Source organism: Sphingobacterium griseoflavum (genome assembly GCF_014653155.1).
Classification (GTDB): Bacteria; Bacteroidota; Bacteroidia; order Sphingobacteriales; family Sphingobacteriaceae; genus Sphingobacterium; species Sphingobacterium griseoflavum.
In genome coordinates this window covers 64,411-80,941 of record NZ_BNAF01000008.1, presented here as the reverse complement: position 1 = coordinate 80,941, position 16,531 = coordinate 64,411, and the positions used below count along the sequence as shown (strand labels likewise).

13 protein-coding genes are annotated in these 16,531 nt (G+C 47.3%); 4 read left to right on the top strand and 9 right to left on the bottom strand.

Going from position 1 to position 16,531, the window contains the following annotated elements; genetic code table 11:
• Window positions 1-2 precede the first annotated feature (2 nt).
• A complete protein-coding gene (locus IE165_RS11725) occupies window positions 3-1,811 on the bottom strand; it encodes an MSCRAMM family protein (protein ID WP_189626816.1) in 1,809 nt (602 codons plus the stop codon).
• 135 nt (window positions 1,812-1,946) lie between these two features.
• Window positions 1,947-3,425, bottom strand: coding sequence for a glycoside hydrolase family 76 protein (locus tag IE165_RS11720; protein WP_189626815.1), 1,479 nt, complete (start codon window positions 3,423-3,425; stop codon window positions 1,947-1,949).
• A gap of 276 nt (window positions 3,426-3,701) precedes the next feature.
• Between IE165_RS11720 and IE165_RS11715 the strand changes: the two genes are divergently transcribed.
• From IE165_RS11715 to IE165_RS11700, 4 genes are all read left to right on the top strand, one after another.
• Entirely contained in the window at window positions 3,702-6,233 is a 2,532-nt protein-coding gene (locus tag IE165_RS11715) for a Kelch repeat-containing protein (RefSeq protein WP_189626814.1), read from the top strand.
• Between the two features lie 438 nt (window positions 6,234-6,671).
• Window positions 6,672-6,965, top strand: coding sequence for a hypothetical protein (locus IE165_RS11710; protein WP_189626813.1), 294 nt, complete (start codon window positions 6,672-6,674; stop codon window positions 6,963-6,965).
• A 224-nt stretch (window positions 6,966-7,189) separates the two neighbouring features.
• The gene (locus tag IE165_RS11705) at window positions 7,190-7,468 is read left to right on the top strand and encodes a hypothetical protein (RefSeq protein ID WP_189626812.1); all 279 of its coding nucleotides are present in this window, start codon (window positions 7,190-7,192) and stop codon (window positions 7,466-7,468) included.
• Window positions 7,469-8,042: 574 nt separating this feature from the next.
• The gene (locus IE165_RS11700) at window positions 8,043-8,258 is read left to right on the top strand and encodes a helix-turn-helix transcriptional regulator (protein ID WP_189626811.1); all 216 of its coding nucleotides are present in this window, start codon (window positions 8,043-8,045) and stop codon (window positions 8,256-8,258) included.
• Between the two features lie 549 nt (window positions 8,259-8,807).
• On the opposite strand, the gene IE165_RS11695 is transcribed toward IE165_RS11700, so the two are convergent.
• From IE165_RS11695 to rfbB, 7 genes are all read right to left on the bottom strand, one after another.
• Window positions 8,808-9,974: an alginate lyase family protein gene (locus IE165_RS11695; protein WP_189626810.1), complete on the bottom strand. Its 1,167-nt coding sequence runs from the start codon at window positions 9,972-9,974 to the stop codon at window positions 8,808-8,810.
• 176 nt (window positions 9,975-10,150) lie between these two features.
• The gene (locus tag IE165_RS11690; RefSeq protein WP_189626809.1) at window positions 10,151-11,533 is read right to left on the bottom strand and encodes a nucleotide sugar dehydrogenase; all 1,383 of its coding nucleotides are present in this window, start codon (window positions 11,531-11,533) and stop codon (window positions 10,151-10,153) included.
• Window positions 11,534-11,562: 29 nt separating this feature from the next.
• A complete protein-coding gene (locus IE165_RS11685; RefSeq protein ID WP_189626808.1) occupies window positions 11,563-13,083 on the bottom strand; it encodes a capsule assembly Wzi family protein in 1,521 nt (506 codons plus the stop codon).
• A gap of 10 nt (window positions 13,084-13,093) precedes the next feature.
• On the bottom strand, window positions 13,094-13,948 hold the full coding sequence (rfbA, locus tag IE165_RS11680; protein WP_189626807.1) for a glucose-1-phosphate thymidylyltransferase RfbA: 855 nt from the start codon (window positions 13,946-13,948) through the stop codon (window positions 13,094-13,096).
• A 56-nt stretch (window positions 13,949-14,004) separates the two neighbouring features.
• Window positions 14,005-14,856, bottom strand: a complete 852-nt coding sequence (rfbD, locus tag IE165_RS11675) for a dTDP-4-dehydrorhamnose reductase (protein WP_189626806.1) — start codon at window positions 14,854-14,856, stop codon at window positions 14,005-14,007.
• Window positions 14,857-14,920: 64 nt separating this feature from the next.
• On the bottom strand, window positions 14,921-15,469 hold the full coding sequence (gene rfbC, locus IE165_RS11670) for a dTDP-4-dehydrorhamnose 3,5-epimerase (protein ID WP_189626805.1): 549 nt from the start codon (window positions 15,467-15,469) through the stop codon (window positions 14,921-14,923).
• Entirely contained in the window at window positions 15,469-16,521 is a 1,053-nt protein-coding gene (gene rfbB, locus IE165_RS11665; RefSeq protein WP_189626804.1) for a dTDP-glucose 4,6-dehydratase, read from the bottom strand. Before rfbB ends, rfbC begins: the two co-directional genes overlap by 1 nt.
• Between the last annotated feature and the right edge of the window lie 10 nt (window positions 16,522-16,531).

The following is a 16,531-nucleotide window of genomic DNA, read 5'->3' as shown; positions in this document are numbered from 1 at the left end:
AGTTAGTTTATTTTAATGTTATGTATCACCAGTTTATTCTCTCCGGTATTTGCTTCCCCGTTGTACACGCCAAGCGCAACGGTGACATCGGTACCGTTAAAGGCCGATAGGTCGTAGGTAAACAGGGCGTATGCTTCCGGATTGCCGGCGCCGCCGTCGCCATGTTTGAACCGCCAACATCCATCATCTGCAGCCGACGCTTGCTGTGCCGTGTTGGACGCAGGCGACAGGTGGGTCACCGTGCCATCGTTCCCAATTGCTGTCAGTTTGAAATAGGTAAAGTTGTTACCAAAATTTCGCGTGCTCAGCGTCAGCTGGTTGCTTCCCGCTGCGATCGAGAATTTGGCATAGAGATAAGACTCGGGCACTTTGGTATCGACATCTGCTGTATTGCGTGTTTTAATGATATACCCTTCAGAAGGGAATACCTCTGGATCTTTCCGCAACGGCATGAACATCCACTCGGCGCCAACATGGGCCACATTGCGCCAGGCGCGGTAGGCGTCCACATAGTTGTCGCGGTTGCCACTGATCGGGCTCAAACCGGTGAACGTCTTTTTGGTATGCGGCATGGTCGATCTTGCGGTTTCCTGCGAAAGCTTCCATCCCGGTACGACTTCGGTGCCCGGCAGCCAATCCCAGTTTTCCACTTTTCTATCCGCAAACCGGATCGCCCGCAACACCAGTTGCTTCCAATAATCGCCTGTAGATTGTCTGTAGATACCAACGGCAATGATCACTTCTTTACCGACATAGGCACTTAGATCAAAGTCAAAATCGGTATAGCCGCCCGCGTGGGTCCGGTTGTTGCCCACTTTTTGGGCTTTCGGCTGGGCGGCACTCAGGTCGATCACCTGTACGCCAAAGTAGGCCGGTGCCGCTGCGTCCGCGTTGTGGGTCTGCACGCGTAAGGAAAGGATCTTATTGTCTTCGGTAATGGTCTTGCTACCGTAAACAAACGAATCGAAAACATCCAGGTCTGCAGGATTGTTGCGGTCGTCGCCGCTGTTGCGGATCTGCAAGGTTGTTCCTTCGTTCTGCTCTTGCCACGCACCTCTGAAGTTCAGCGTGCTCATGTAGTTACAGGCCCAATCCCAATGTGGATAAGCATCTGCATTTCTTCCTCCGCGGTATTCGTTGTAATACCATTTTTCAGCCCCTTGTAGATCGATGGTGGTTAATCCCGGAAGAAGTTCTTCACTGCCCATCTGTAGGGTCAGGGTGGCCACACCGTCCACAAAGTCGGCTGGCGAAATGCTGCGTACGACGCTGATGTATCCTGCTTTGGTGAACGAGACGCTGTAGGTATTTTCAATCAGGTTAGGGATGGCAAATGTACCGTTGTTATCGCTGGTCACTGTTCCGCCCACCGTACCGATAGAGACGGTAACACCGGCGAGTGGCTGCCCCGCGTTGAGCGCATCCGTTACGGTTCCGACAATGCGCGCCGAGGCACTGATCATCGCCACGTCTACCGTGGCTATGCCTGCATCTCCAAAGCCGGCTGCTGTTACCGTAAGGCCTACAGCCATCCATCCGTCTTTCTCGAAGGTTACGGCATGTGTGCGGTAGGTTACATCCGCAAAGGCATATTTGCCGTCACTCCCACTCGTAGTCGTCTGATCTTCTTCTTTGATCCCCGAAAGGGTAACTTTTACCCCCGCAATAGGCTGCCCATCGGCACTGGTCACGGTTCCGACAACTTGCCCGCGTCGGTTGTCCGGCGAATCGTGCTCCTTTTTGCAGCAGACATGCAACACGACCGTGAACACGATCAATGCCACCTGCACTAATTTTTTTAGGTTTTTCATCCGATTAATTTTTAAAGGTCAGTGATTTTTTAAGGTTATCTGTTTTTTGGTTTATTTGGATTCTTTGGATTGTACATTGTTGCTATCGATACATTCATTTTTTAGGTGGTTTAGTTACTTGGTGTGAGCGGTCGGTTAATGGGCCGTCTCCAGTTGGTGTTTGGCCAAGACCGCATACTGTGCGGCATAGGAAAACATAAACATGCCCTCCACGCCTTGGCGTTCTTTTTCCGCAGCCCAACCCTTCAACAGGTCGGTCGGCAGAAAGCCTTCGCGATGAAAATGGTCGAAACCATAATCCAGGTTGCGCTGGAAGGCCGTCAGGTAATTGCCGATGCCGGCGTCCAAGGCTGTAGCCTCTGCATAGCCGCGCAGCAGCACGCCATTAAACCAGTTGCTAAAGCCCCTGCTGTCAAAACTATAAAACGACTCGACATCCTTTCCCAAGGACGCAAAGGCCTGAAAGCTGTTTGTTGCAAGCTGCCGCCCGTCTTGGGCATAGGCTGCTTCGCCCGTTGCGCGGTATAGATCTGCAGCAGCGGATAGCATCGTCCCGCTGTTATAGGTATAGGCTTTTCCAACGGCTTTGGTTAGCGCCGTGTGGGCACGGTACCGCTGCCCTTCCACCTCTTCGTAGCGGATTCCGCAATCGGGCACGCAGCCGCCCATCATATCGGTATATACGCCAGCTCCGTCTAGCAGGTGCTGCTTTTGCCAGGCATAGATGGCCCGCGCATAGCGCAGGTAGTATTGTTGTTTCTCCATGCGCTCCGTGCGGCGCGTCTTCCGGTCGGCCGCATCGATAAAGCGGTGTTCGATCGGGTCGTTTTTGCCTTTATACAGCTCGTGCAGCCAAACCAACGGGCTGATCAGCGGCCCGTTGCTACAGGCATGTTTGGTGGTGTAGCCCGGCCCCCAGGGGATGCCGCCATTTTCTTTACCTAGGCTATCGCGGGTCACGTCCCACCCGTCCAGCACATAGGCTGTCAGGTATTCGGCTTTCTCCAAAAACGCTTGCTTCCCGGTCAGCTTGTACGAATCCAGCAATTCGCGGATCAGCCACATCTGATCGTCATACACATTCAGCACACCGGTAACATTTGCCTGCCCTTTCTGATTGACGCGATCGACGGCATACACCGACCATCTCTTCGTTTGCGTATACGAAACGAGCTCCATGGTCCCCAAGTAGTAATCTGCCTCGGCATACAGTTTATCCAGCAACTGCACGTAGCGTGCATAGTGCTGATCGTAGAGGCGTTGGCCGCCTTGCTGCTGCCCGGCCTTCAGCCCATACAGCACCGCATTTACGGCTTCGATCCCAGCTGTATACATCCATACCGAAGCGCGCTCATCCGATTTCTTTTTGGTGACTGGGTTATAGAAGCGGCGCATCTCGAAGGTCTGCGGATCGAAGTAGGATGCCAAGGCTACATCAACCAGTCCAATAGCGCGTTGCAGGTTTTGGTTGGCCAGCGCCTGCGGGTCTGCCTGCTGGCGATCTTGTTTGCCATAGGCCGTCGCAGGACTGCCCACGTCGCCTGATCGAACAACTGCTGCCGAGACCAAACCGTTGAGTATGGTGCAAGTAATGGCCATGAAAAAAAACTTCATTCCGTAACTGATAGGGTTTATAACACAATTTTAAATTGGTGAAATGGTCTTCCCACACATTTCGAAAGCAAAATAGGAGCGACGGGATTAAAACTAGGGTTAAAAACGGCAATTAACCGGTAAAAAAAACATTAACCCCCCACACAAATGTATTTTTACCGCCCGCATCGAATCCTGAACAGGTGCCCATTTTATCCCTACGGCACTTAATTTTTTCGTATAATATTAGCTACCTTTGCAACAAGTCATACCTAGTATACGGGAGTGATGATGACGATGATGACAAGTCTAGTGATGCACAGCAACCTTACACGATATAACACCTATTGTCTTTTTCTGTTGATGACCCTGCTGGTCGTGCCGGCTGCTATATTTGGACAAGGCATCCGCTTTACCGGCAGCAGCCAGCCCATTGAAAAGCGCACCTCGGCGACGTTCTTCTCGGAGGCCGCCTTTACCTTTCACGACCGGTTTGCGATAGATTTTGACCTGCAGCTGCCCAACAACGGTAGCATGGGCTATATTGTCCGCATCAAAGAGGACGACCAACGGTCCATTATCAACCTGCACTACGAGAAGGAGGAGGAGCAGGCTGTATTTCGGCTGAATGAAGAGGGAAAAGCCAATCTGATTACCTTACGGATTCCGCTGGCCCACTTGGTCGAGCAGCACTGGTTTCCTGTGCACATCGCCTATGATCTGCGCAAAGGGCAAATCGAACTGCAGATTGCTCGTAAAGCGGCACAGTATGCCAAAGTGCCGATCAAGTCGCCCTATGTGCCCAACGTCACGTTCGGCCGTAGCGACTATATGATCGACGTGCCATCGTTCTCCCTTCGAAATTTCCGAATCGGCAATGACAATCGGGAAATTGTGTTTCCACTGCGCGAGAGCAAAGGGGATAAACTGCATAGTGCCACCGGCGAGGCCATGGGCAAGGTAACCAACGGCACTTGGCTGCTGAACGATGCCTACCACTGGCACAAACACATCCAAATGCAGTCTTCTACTCCTTCGGGTGCTACTTATGATACCAAGACTAAAACGATATACTACGTCAACCAGGACTCTTTATTGATTTACGAAGTGCAAACTGGCCAGCAACGCCAGATTCGCTTTGCCAACCCTTGCCCGGTGCAAATCAAGCTCGGAAATAGCTTTATCGCGCCCGAAGAGCATCGGCTGTATGTGTATGAAACGCATTACACCACGCCATACAGCGGCCCTACCGTGGCTAGTTTGGACTTGACGGATTTTAGCTGGCGCATGGAAAGCGACGACTACCTGCAACGCGAACTTAATCACCATGCAGCCACCTACTTGCCCGAGAGCCGCCAGCTGATGCTGTTTGGCGGCTATGGGGATATGGTTTATAGCAATGACCTGCTATTTTACAGCCTAACGGATAAAAACTGGTCGAAAGGACAGATGCGCGGAGACTCTATCCTGCCGCGTTACTTCACTTCTGCCGGGCAATCTGCCGTAGACCACCAGATCTACATCTTTGGCGGCATGGGCAACGAGTCTGGTCAACATATCGTTGGCAGGCAATATTTCTACGACCTCTATAGCGTGGATCCGGCAAGCGGCACCAGCAAGAAACTGTGGAACGTGGATCGCAAGGATGGTCCTTTCGTTCCGGCCCGCGGCTTGGTGATCCCGGATTCCAACTGGATCTACATGCTCGGCTACCCAGAGCACTTGACGCATTCGTTTATCAAACTGCGCCGCTTCGCCATAGCCGACGGCGAATATGAAGTGCTCGGCGACTCGATCCCAATTTATTCGGATCGGATCAGCACGCATGCCAACCTTTATTTTGACCCCAACCTAAATAAGCTGGTGGCTCTCGTGCAGGAGTCTGACGATGATGTACGATCGTCCCTCACCGTTTACAGCTTGGACTTCCCGGCAATCAGCGCATCCGAACTGGATGCATTCCCGAGTTCGGTCAGCAAGACGAACATAGGGTTCTACCTGTGGGGGTTCGGCCTGCTTTGCCTCGCCCTGTTGTTCTATTTCAGATACCGACGTAAGCAGCATCCCGCCACTGCAGCGGTGCTGCCCGATGCACCCAAGCTACCGGTGCAGCCGGCCGTCAACCGCATCAATCTTTTCGGAGATTTTACAGTGCTGGATCGCCGTGGCGTGGATATTTCGCATCTGTTCAGCACGCGTCTGCAACAGGTTTTTTGTCTGGTGCTTTTCCATAGCGCCCATACGGGTATCAGCTCCAATCTGCTGACGCACCTGCTGTGGCCCGATAAACCGAAAGATAAAGCCAAGACTTCGCGGGGCGTCGCTATCAATAACCTCCGGAAGGTGCTGAGCGAACTGGATGGGATAGAGATTATCTATGAAGAAGGGCATTACCGGGTGGTGTTCGAGTCTAGCTGCTACTGCGACTATTGGCGCCTGCAGGAACTTCTCGCCCAAGATGCGGATATCCTCTCTCCAGAAATTTTACACGTCATGGAGCGTGGCGAGTTCCTACTAGGCCTGGACGACCCTATTTTTGATAAAGCTAAGCAGGATATTGAAAGTAGGCTGATCGATAGCCTGCAAAATCGCATCTCGAAAAGCCGGGCAGAAAAAGATTGGCCTTCGCTATTTCGCGCTGCTGATGCATTGACCATGGTGGATGCAACCAACGAGCTGGCCTTTGAACAGGGGCTATACGCCCTGCACAAGGAAAAACTGGAGTCTCGCGCTCGCGCGTTCTACAAACGTTTTACCGATAACTACCTCCGCCTAATGGGTGAAACTTATGACTATACCTTCGAAGAGGTGTGGCTGCGCATCGCCTAATATCTTTTTGTCCCGCACCGGGACTAGGTTGTCCCTAAGCCCGGGACAGGGGCGTTACTTTTGTAGGGCAAAAGTTGAGCTGCCGCCGCAAATAATAGGTTGCCGTACCACCATGACCAATACGCTTATGTCCCTCGCCGGGACTGGGCGTCCCTAAGCCCGGGACAGGGGCGTTACTTTTGAAAGGCAAAAGTAACCAAAACCTCGTCGCTGATTTTTGTTGCATCCTTGTGGGGCAGTGCATAGGCAAGTTTCTACAGACGCAACAAAAATGATGCGACATTCCTGTTAATAAAAGGCAGAAGCGATAGTGAGCGTATCGCTGATTATCGCAATACTGTAAGATAGCGAACGATAACTGAAATATAAAGAATACCGTGTGACGGAACTTTTGGGTCTCCTTGTTCGTGCTGGCTGGCAAAGAGCATGTTTGGGGGAATGAGGGCAGGGCAAGCATGGAATCATGTCGACATCGCATACAAAGCGATGGCGGCGTTATTCCGGCTTCGGCCAAACAGGGTGCTTTGCGCAGGGCGGACTCGTGCGACAGAGCACCTCAAGGAGACAAAGGCTTTTGATCACTTTTGGCCTTCAAAAGTGATGCCCTGCCGCGGCGAGCGGCGGAAAGGGTTTGTGGGAAGGGCACATCTCGAAGGCACGAGCGGCGACCTTGTGCCGGCGAAAAGGCAAGTTTCTACAGACGCAACAAAAATGATGCGACATTGCTGTTAATAAAAGGCAGAAGCGATAGGGAGCGTACCGCTGATTTTCGCGTTATGTTAAAGATATTGCACGTTGAGTGAAGAAGTGAGAGGGTGATAAAGTGACATGCGATAACTGGCGTATCTTCTTAAGATCGCATTACTGTAAGATAGCGAACGATTGCCGTTGATAAGGAAAAGCGTTTAACGGAACTTTTAGGTCTCCTTGCAAGTGCTGGCTGGCAAAGAGCATGTTTGGGGGTTTCGAGGATAGGGCAAGCATGGAATCATGTCGACATCGCATCCAAAGCGATGGCGGCGTTATTCCGGCTTCGGCCAAACAGGCTGCTTTGCGCAGGAGGGGCCTGTGCGACGAAGCACCTCAAGGAGACAAAGGCTTTTGATCACTTTTGGCCTTCAAAAGTGATGCCTTGCCGCGGCGAGCGGCGGAAAGGGATTATGGGAGGGGAAGCTGCCGAAGGATTGAGCAGCAGGCGCACCAGCGATAAGTGCGCTGCGTCGCACGACGAATAAAGAAACCGGTCACCCCTCCCTATTGGGAATACTGGAATGCATACACCATACTTGCCAATCAGAAAAAAAAGATTTAGATTTATAAAAGCTAAAGTATAAATCGTTTGCTTCGGTGGACTGATCGGTGCCATACAGGCACATGGCTATCTGCTCCATAATGGAGGCGACCGGTACAGACAATTTTTAAACCCTGCTGGGTGAACGCGCTATTTGGTGTGTAGAATTTGAGCGACGTCCATATGGGATGGACGCCAACGCGCCACTTGAAGGTCTGTCTGTTTTTTACCGATTCCCCGGTTATGCCGATGGATGCTTTACGTTCTTATACAGGCTGCTTGCAGATAAACCCTTAGGCTATCTGAAAACTGGTATCCGCATCCTTGATCGTGATTGTTTACAGTGATTGTTATCATATATCGTTTACTTGGTTTTAATCTGCATCTGCGCGCTATACCTAGGGGACATTTTTTAATGAAGCTAGATACCATTTTTAAAATGTCATAGGTATCAGCAGCACAATACAAATATAAAAGTTTGATTTCAAACGTCAAACTTTTTGTAAGAAAATTTTTGAATGGTTAAAATAAATAGACTGGAGCAAGTTTTTATAGAACACAACGTGTACAACCGTCGGATTGCGGAACTATTGGACGTTTCCGAATCAACCGTATCGCGGTGGGTACATAATAAGCAGCAGCCCGACGTTCATAAACTATATAAAATAGCCGAATTTCTTAAAATAGACATTAGGGATTTGTTTTATCCAACGGAATGGCCGGATAGTAAATAATGTGCGTAGGGATCCTTTAGTATCCCTACATCTAAGTCTCGCATTGCCACCCCTCTTCGAAGCAACCGTTTTTACCATCGCGACAGCCAGAAAAACCAACCTGCGCTCAAATTTATCTACGGCAGTACAGAATACAAAAAGAGCAAAGTAGAAAATTACTTTGCTCTTAGGGATTAAATATATGTGTATATGTGTTGTATGCAGATTAATTGCTGGCAGCTGCCTCTTCCTGCTCGGAAGGCTCCTCCAAGATAGCCATCAATAGACGGTAATATCCTTGATCCAATCCTAATTTCGCGGCGTTAAGTGCTATATTTTCCATATTGATTTTATTTTACGTTTTTAATTTTTTGCTTATTTACAGAGATACTTTCAAACGGCGTACCAGTTTGCCAAAAAAAATCGCAACGCGCATTTATTTAATCGCAAACAGGTATTTCGCAAATAATAAAACGGGAAATGTGTGATTTTTTGCGGAAAATACGGGGTTATGCTTTCGTTAGTTAATTGTACTCGAAATGGCGACTACTAAAAATTTAAGTTTAATAGCTACCGATAATACGTATACAACATTCTCCAGTCACCTTTTTCTTTTAACATTGTTACTATGTGATTGTATACATGGAGATGCTGTGGATTTTTATAAACGGTATAAGCGTTTCGCCATATTGAAAAACTAGTATCATCAACATTTTTACCACCGTTATTATAAGGCCACGCATTTTTATCAAGCATGTAGGGGGCAAGAAAGCTGAATGCTCGTTCTAACCCACTGTGATTTGGAGCTTTATATGTCCATAAGGAATATCCTGCGAAAGAAAGCGCCTTCGCTAATGTTGCAAAAGATCTAAGTCCATAAACGGAATAAGAAAATGATGAAACACGCTCAATTTCTGCGGGTAGCCGACCGTCCGGTTCAATTTGGGCAGATACATGCTTCTTCGCTTCATCAAAAATCTTGTCAAACCCTTCGAAGTTACCTGAAAATAATTTATATGATGCGACTTGGGCATAAAACCAAGATCCGTGATTGTTATCCGCCTTACTAATTTGCCTACCAAATTTGCTTGACTCCAGCCACTTTGTATATTGGGCAACCCACTGTTGCATTTTTTTGTGTTTGTTTAAACTCCAGTAACGCGATGTGCGTAATAATTGAATATGATCTAAGGTCTCAATAAGTGAAACGGTAAAAATTATGCCTATTGCCATGCCGTCATTCACGCCTTTTTGTACCGATGCGTTATTCATATTTGGATTCATACGCGTGGTGTTATTGAGGAACCAAACATCTATTATATTACTTGCTTTAGACGCGTAACGATTATCCGATGTAAAAAAAAATGCTAGACTTAATATGTTGATACGTCGAAGCACCCTCTCAAATCTCTTTAAATCGTACTTATCACTAAAAGCTTCGGGATTTGATTCACCGTCTCGTCTAACGTAATGATTATTGTTTTCTTCTGGGTTCATCCAAGATAGTTTACCTATAGAATAAAAATCATGCAGGTCACCGCTTGGAGGAAGATCGCCATCGACAACTGAGAAAGGTGGAGCTGTCAATAGTTTATTCGCTTCTTCTACTAATACATTTAGTGATAATGTAAATAATTTCCCGCCCGAATTTACATAGGCAAGATTAGATTTCAGCAAACTGTAATCGAAACTGATGATTTTGTAGTTCGAATTTCCAAAATCATCAGTTATTCTCACATTCTTTTCAAAACATGAAAAACCAAGGGTGCTATTGACTAATACTGGAATACATATAAACGCCAACGTAACCTTTAGTCTTAAAAAACCGCTATAAACCAAATTAGAAGTTAAAAATAAATTTTTGATAGATACAGAAATTAACGATATGAAGTAATAACAATAAAAAATAAAACTTACTCCCCAATAGCATAATATGCAAAACCAAACTCTTCCAAATCTCTTCTGTTTAGCAACTTACGTCCGTCAAAGACGAACGATGGTCTTTTCATGCCTTCTTTTATTTTTGCCCAATCATACGCTTTAAACTCGTCCCATTCAGTCAATACCGCCGCGGCATGTGCACCTTCCAAAGCTTCATATGGATCGTCCACGACTTTCACCAAGCGTCGATTATCTTCCGGCGAACGCGTACCCAAGTAATCCAAGTCTTTGTAAATCTGTTCAGCCGTTACTTTGGGGTCATATACAATCACATTAGCCTCTTCGTCTAGCAAATGATCGGCGACGTAAATCGCAGCCGACTCCCGTGTATCGTTGGTGTCTTTTTTAAAGGCCCAGCCTAAAAAAGCGATATGCTTGCCGTTTACCGTATTGTACATGGTCTTGATAATTTTTTCGGCAAAGCGGGTTTTCTGGTGGTCATTTAATAGAATAACTTGTTCCCAATAATCGGCCACCTCATACAAATTATAGGATCGCGCGATATAGACCAAGTTTAGGATATCTTTTTGGAAGCATGATCCGCCAAAACCGACGGATGCTTTTAAAAATTTTGAACCAATGCGGGTATCTTGTCCAATTGCACGTGAAACCTCATCCACATTCGCTCCCGTTACTTCGCAAAGCTCGGAAATGGAATTAATGGATGATACACGTTGTGCCAAAAAGGCATTAGCGACGAGCTTCGATAGCTCCGAAGACCAGAGGTTGGTCGTCAAGATGCGCTCACGGGGCACCCAAGCTTCGTAAACTTGCACGAGGGCTTCAATCGCTTCTGCATCTTCTCCACCAATCAATACGCGATCGGGATTATGTAAATCCGTTACGGCGGTGCCCTCTGCCAAAAACTCGGGGTTGGACAGGATATGGAAGTTTACGCCATTTCCTGTATTATCCAAAATACTCTTTAAGGCTTCCGCTGTGCGCACTGGTAGTGTTGATTTCTCGACCACGATCTTATCCGACTTGGCGACGGCAGCAATCTGCCGGGCGCATAGTTCGATAAATTTTAGATCGGCCGCCTGTCCTTTTCCCTTTCCATAGGTCTTGGTCGGGGTATTCACCGAGATAAAAATCATATCGGCTTCGTCAATCGCCTTGTCTACATCGGTGGAAAAAAAGAGATTCCTCCCTCGGGCTTCTCCAACCACAGCGTCTAGACCTGGCTCGTAAACAGGTAAGTTACTTAAATCAGCGTCATTCCAAGCGGCGATACGCACTAGGTTTAAATCCACTACTGTTACATCTACATTGGGATTCTTCTGTGCAATAACGGACATTGTAGGGCCTCCTACATATCCTGCACCTATACATGCTATTTTTTTAATATTTTTCATATCTAATACAATTCCGTTTAAAACCTTTTTTAAAATTTTCGACTAATACGCACAAAACCGCCAACTGTATTTTCTAGAAGCCGTCCATAGTCGCCTGCAAGTGTTGCAGAAATATCAAAATGCTCCATCAAACTTCTCCCCCCTTCCACAAAGAAGGAAAACTGGTTAACAGGAGTAAATTTACCATAAGAGAAATCTTGTTGTATACGCTGGCCATTGAACCATTGCTCGGCCGGTCCGCTTGTATGATAGTCTCCAAAATGCCTTGCGAAAGTAACCTTACTACTCATGTGCCAACTGTCAATGCCTCCAATAAAACCCAAGTGAAAAGCAGAAACACGCGTACTAATAAAATAATCCTTCGGATTCCGAGGCAATCCTTCTCGTGCGAACCTAGCTTCGGTAATCAAAGGGTTCCCTAACCCGATCCCCTTGTATGAAAATCCTTCTGCATAGACCCCATGGTTGTAATAGTACTCGGGGCCAGAGGGCGTTTTAGGCGCATTTGGTTGGCCAGCTTGGTCTTTACTAAAGAAATGCTCCAACAATATTTTATCCCAATAAAAACCAACGTGATTAGTACCTTTATTTTGAAACCGAAGGCCGGTAATGCCGTCCCTTATGTTTGCAGCATAGCGCAATGCACCTTTTTCATAAAAAAATTGGCGGTAACCCTTCACTTCCAACTCTTCGAAATCATATGTAAAACCAAGGTCGATCGTTCCAAGATGATTACCTATCTTGGATATATCAACGCGACCATCGTACCCTCCGGCCCCTTTATATGCTTTACCTGTCACAACATACCAAAACGCTTCCAAATTAGTCAAATCATACTGCTCACCAAAAATAAAATTGTCCGATCCCCATTGCACATCGTGGTTGATTGCTGCATCCAATTTTAGACGCCATGTAGGTTTACCTATTCGTCCAAAAACGGATACGTGATGGAGATATGTTGTGACCTCTGCACCGCGGTTATCCCCGTAATGAATAGGAGTCTTTCCCATCCATCCATGAGATAAATTTCCCTTAAAGGATACTACCTGCGAAGTAAAAGGTATGTATACATAGTTTGGAATTCTTAGTTCGATTTTCGGAACGCCAAGACTATTGCCGGATAAGGAGAAAGATCCGGTTGATAGGGTACTATCAACCAAACCAGAATACTCTTTTTCCCGACCAGCTATCAATTCGAAAAAACCATATTTTAACGAGACCTTGCCTTCAATCAGTTGTCCATTCAAACGATTACCAATATTGCCACGACCATCAAAAACCACGGAATAGTCAGGCTTCCAGACTATCGTGTCGAAACTGCTAACGTATATTCTTTCAATCTTTGCAAAAACTGATCCTGAGGCACCATCTATTGGTATTGATCCGAATTGTCGCGCCCGCATCCACAACGGCACTGAACTGCCTGAAGTATACCCTCCTTGCAACGCAGCTTCCCCTGTCCAGACCTGAGAAAAGGCGCTGCTACAACCACACACTAACAGCAAGGCTCCTACAGTTTTGAGATATTTGTCTAAAAATCGTTTACGCATGTCCAGCATTTTAAATCCTTAATAAATACTCTCCATAACCGCTTTTTCGTAGAGGTTGAGCAATTTCCAGCAATTGCTCTTTGGTTATCCAGCCCATTCGGTAGGCGACCTCTTCGATAGCGCCAACTTTAAGCCCTTGACGCTCTTCAATAACCTGTACAAACTGTCCGGCCTGCATCAGCGATTGTATGGTTCCAGTATCCAACCAAGCAGTACCCCGATCAAATATCCCTACGCTCAATTTACCGCGTTTCAAATATTCTTTGTTAACGTCGGTTATTTCCAGTTCACCGCGTGGGGATGGCTGAATATTCTTAGCGATGTCCACTACCTCGTTGTCGTAAAAATATAGTCCCGGTACGGCATAGCTTGATTTCGGCTCGCTCGGCTTTTCCTCAATCGACACCACCTTGTTCTCCTGATCGAATTCAACCACACCATAACGCTCCGGATCATGCACCGGATAGGCAAAAACGCATCCACCGTCAGGATTAGCACAGGATTGCAACAACTTCGACATACCGGAACCATAAAAAATGTTATCACCCAAAATCAAAGCTACCTTATCAGCACCGATGAATTCCTCTCCCAAGACAAAAGCCTGTGCAAGACCATCTGGCGAAGGCTGTATTTTATACGTAAATTTACAGCCTATACGCGAACCATCACCTAACAATTTCTCGAAGTTAGGCAAATCCTCTGGTGTGGAAATGATTAAAATTTCATTGATCCCGGCCAACATCAGGGTTGATAGTGGATAGTAGATCATCGGCTTGTCGTACACCGGCATCAATTGTTTGGAAACGGCAAGTGTTAAGGGGTGCAAACGTGTGCCGGATCCGCCGGCTAGTATAATTCCTTTCATATTTTTTATCGATTGGTAGTTTCTTTATATGTAAAGCGGTATGTGCAGAAAATCAATTATCCCAACTTCTCTAACATCCGCTTTAAGCTTTCCTTCCATTCCGGTACGGCAACACCAAACTGTGCCTTGATCTTTGTTTTGTCCAAAAGCGAAAACTTAGGACGTTTGGCCGGTGTCGGATACTGCGCGGTTGGGATTGCATTAATCTTACAGTTCAAGCCTTTCAGGTCACGTATCGCCACAGCAAAATCATACCAGGAGATTTCGCCCTCATTAGAGAAATGGTAGATACCTGCTTGCCACTTATCGGTATAGATAATATCCAAAATAGCTTTCGCTAAGTCATGCGCATAGGTGGGTGATCCGACCTGATCCGCAATGACCGATATCTCCTCCCGCTCGCCCATCAACCGAATCATCGTCTTCACAAAATTGGCACCATAGGCCGAATACACCCATGCCGTGCGGATGATGACTGCATCGGCCCCCGAGTCCGTGATGGCCACTTCACCTTTTTGCTTTGTCAAGCCATAAACATTAATCGGATGGGTAGGCTCATCTTCTTTGAGTGGTGCTGCGCTCGTACCTTGAAAAACGTAATCGGTCGAGATATGGATCAATTTCCTATCATTGGCATTTGCCCACTGCGCCATGGCCTCCACAGCCAGGTGGTTGATCACATCGACCAGGTCCGGTTCGGATTCTGCACGGTCCACCGCCGTGTAGGCGCCGCCACTGATAATAATATCTGGCTGAACATCCGCCAAGACAGTCCTTACCCTATCCAACTTATCCAATGGCATTTCATCCCTATCCACAAACACAAAACTATCTGTGCTATACTGGGCAGCGAGATCTTTCAGTTCAGAGCCCAGCTGTCCGCCTGCCCCTGTTACGAGTATTTTCATTCTTTTTTATTCTTATTTGCTAACTGATTCTATTAAGTGCCTTCAGCGTAATTCTGCGCTCGAACTATCCTCCAAAGACCTCCCGAAAGCTCGGAAGTACCTGGTCCTTATCCGAAATGATTAAATCTTCCGCTGCGATGCCCCAATCGATACCCAAGGCCGGATCATCAAACTTGACCCCACATTCCGACTCCTTGTTGTAAAAATTATCGCATTTGTAAAAGAAGGTTGCCGTTTCGCTTAGCACCACAAAACCGTGCAGAAAGCCACGCGGTACAAAAAGCTGCAGGTTGTTATCTGCGGACAGTTCCACGGCCACGTGCTGCCCAAAGGTTGCTGAACCGGGGCGGGCGTCTACGGCTACATCGACCACCCTTCCTTCCAGGACACGAACCAGCTTTGCCTGCGCAAATTCGCCGGCCTGTGCGTGTAAGCCACGTAGCACGCCCCTAGTCGAGTACGACTGGTTGTCCTGCACAAACTGCGTCGTGGTACCGGTCACCCGATTAAAGGTCTGCTCGCTAAAACTCTCAAAGAAATAACCCCGGCTATCCCCAAATTTGGCTGGCTCCAAAATAAAGCAGCCTTTTAATTTTGTTTCTGTGGCTTTCATCAATCTTCGTATTGTTTTTCGTAATATTTCTGGTAGTCCCCAGAGGTTACATTGTTCAACCAATCTTCATTGCTCAAGAACCAATCGATCGTAATCGACAAACCTTGCTCAAAGGTGACAGAAGGTTCGTATCCCAGTTCTCTATTGATCTTGCTTGCATCGATGGCGTAACGCAGATCATGACCCGGGCGATCTTTCACAAAGGTGATCAACTGGGCAGCGGTGCCCTCAGGGCGTCCCAGCTTTTCATCCATTTGCTTGCAAAGCTCTTTTACCAAATCGATATTCTGCCACTCGTTGAATCCTCCAACGTTATAGGATGATCCGTTCACACCGCTATGGTACACCAAATCGATCGCCTTGGCATGGTCGATCACGAACAGCCAGTCGCGGGTATATTTCCCGTCGCCATAGATCGGCAGTGGCTTGCCGTTCAAGATATTGTGGACGCACAGGGGTATCAGTTTTTCCGGAAAATGGTTCGGCCCATAATTGTTGGAGCAGTTGGTCAATACGATGGGCAATGCGTAGGTATCGTGGTAGGCACGTACAAAATGGTCCGAAGAAGCCTTCGAGGCAGAGTAGGGCGAATGTGGATCGTACTTCGTTTCTTCCGTAAATAGACCTGTCTCGCCCAATGCACCGAACACTTCGTCCGTGGAAACATGGTGGAAGCGCTTCCCTTCATAATTGTCCTTCCAAATCTCTCTTGCGGCATTTAGAAGATTTACCGTACCGATGACATTGGTCATCACAAAGGCCGTGGGATCGGCAATGGAGCGGTCAACATGCGACTCGGCTGCCAAATGGATGACGCCGTCAGGCCGATATTGCTTAAAGATCTCAAGTATCAGACCTGCGTCGGTAATGTCCGCTTTTACAAAGCTGTAATTTGGGGCATCTTTGATATCCGATAGGTTCTCAAGGTTTCCAGCATAGGTCAACGCATCGAGATTGATGATCTGATAGTTCGGATACTTATTAACAAACTCCCGAACGACATGGGAGCCGATAAATCCAGCTCCGCCGGTGATTAGGATAGTACTTTCCATTATTTTTTTA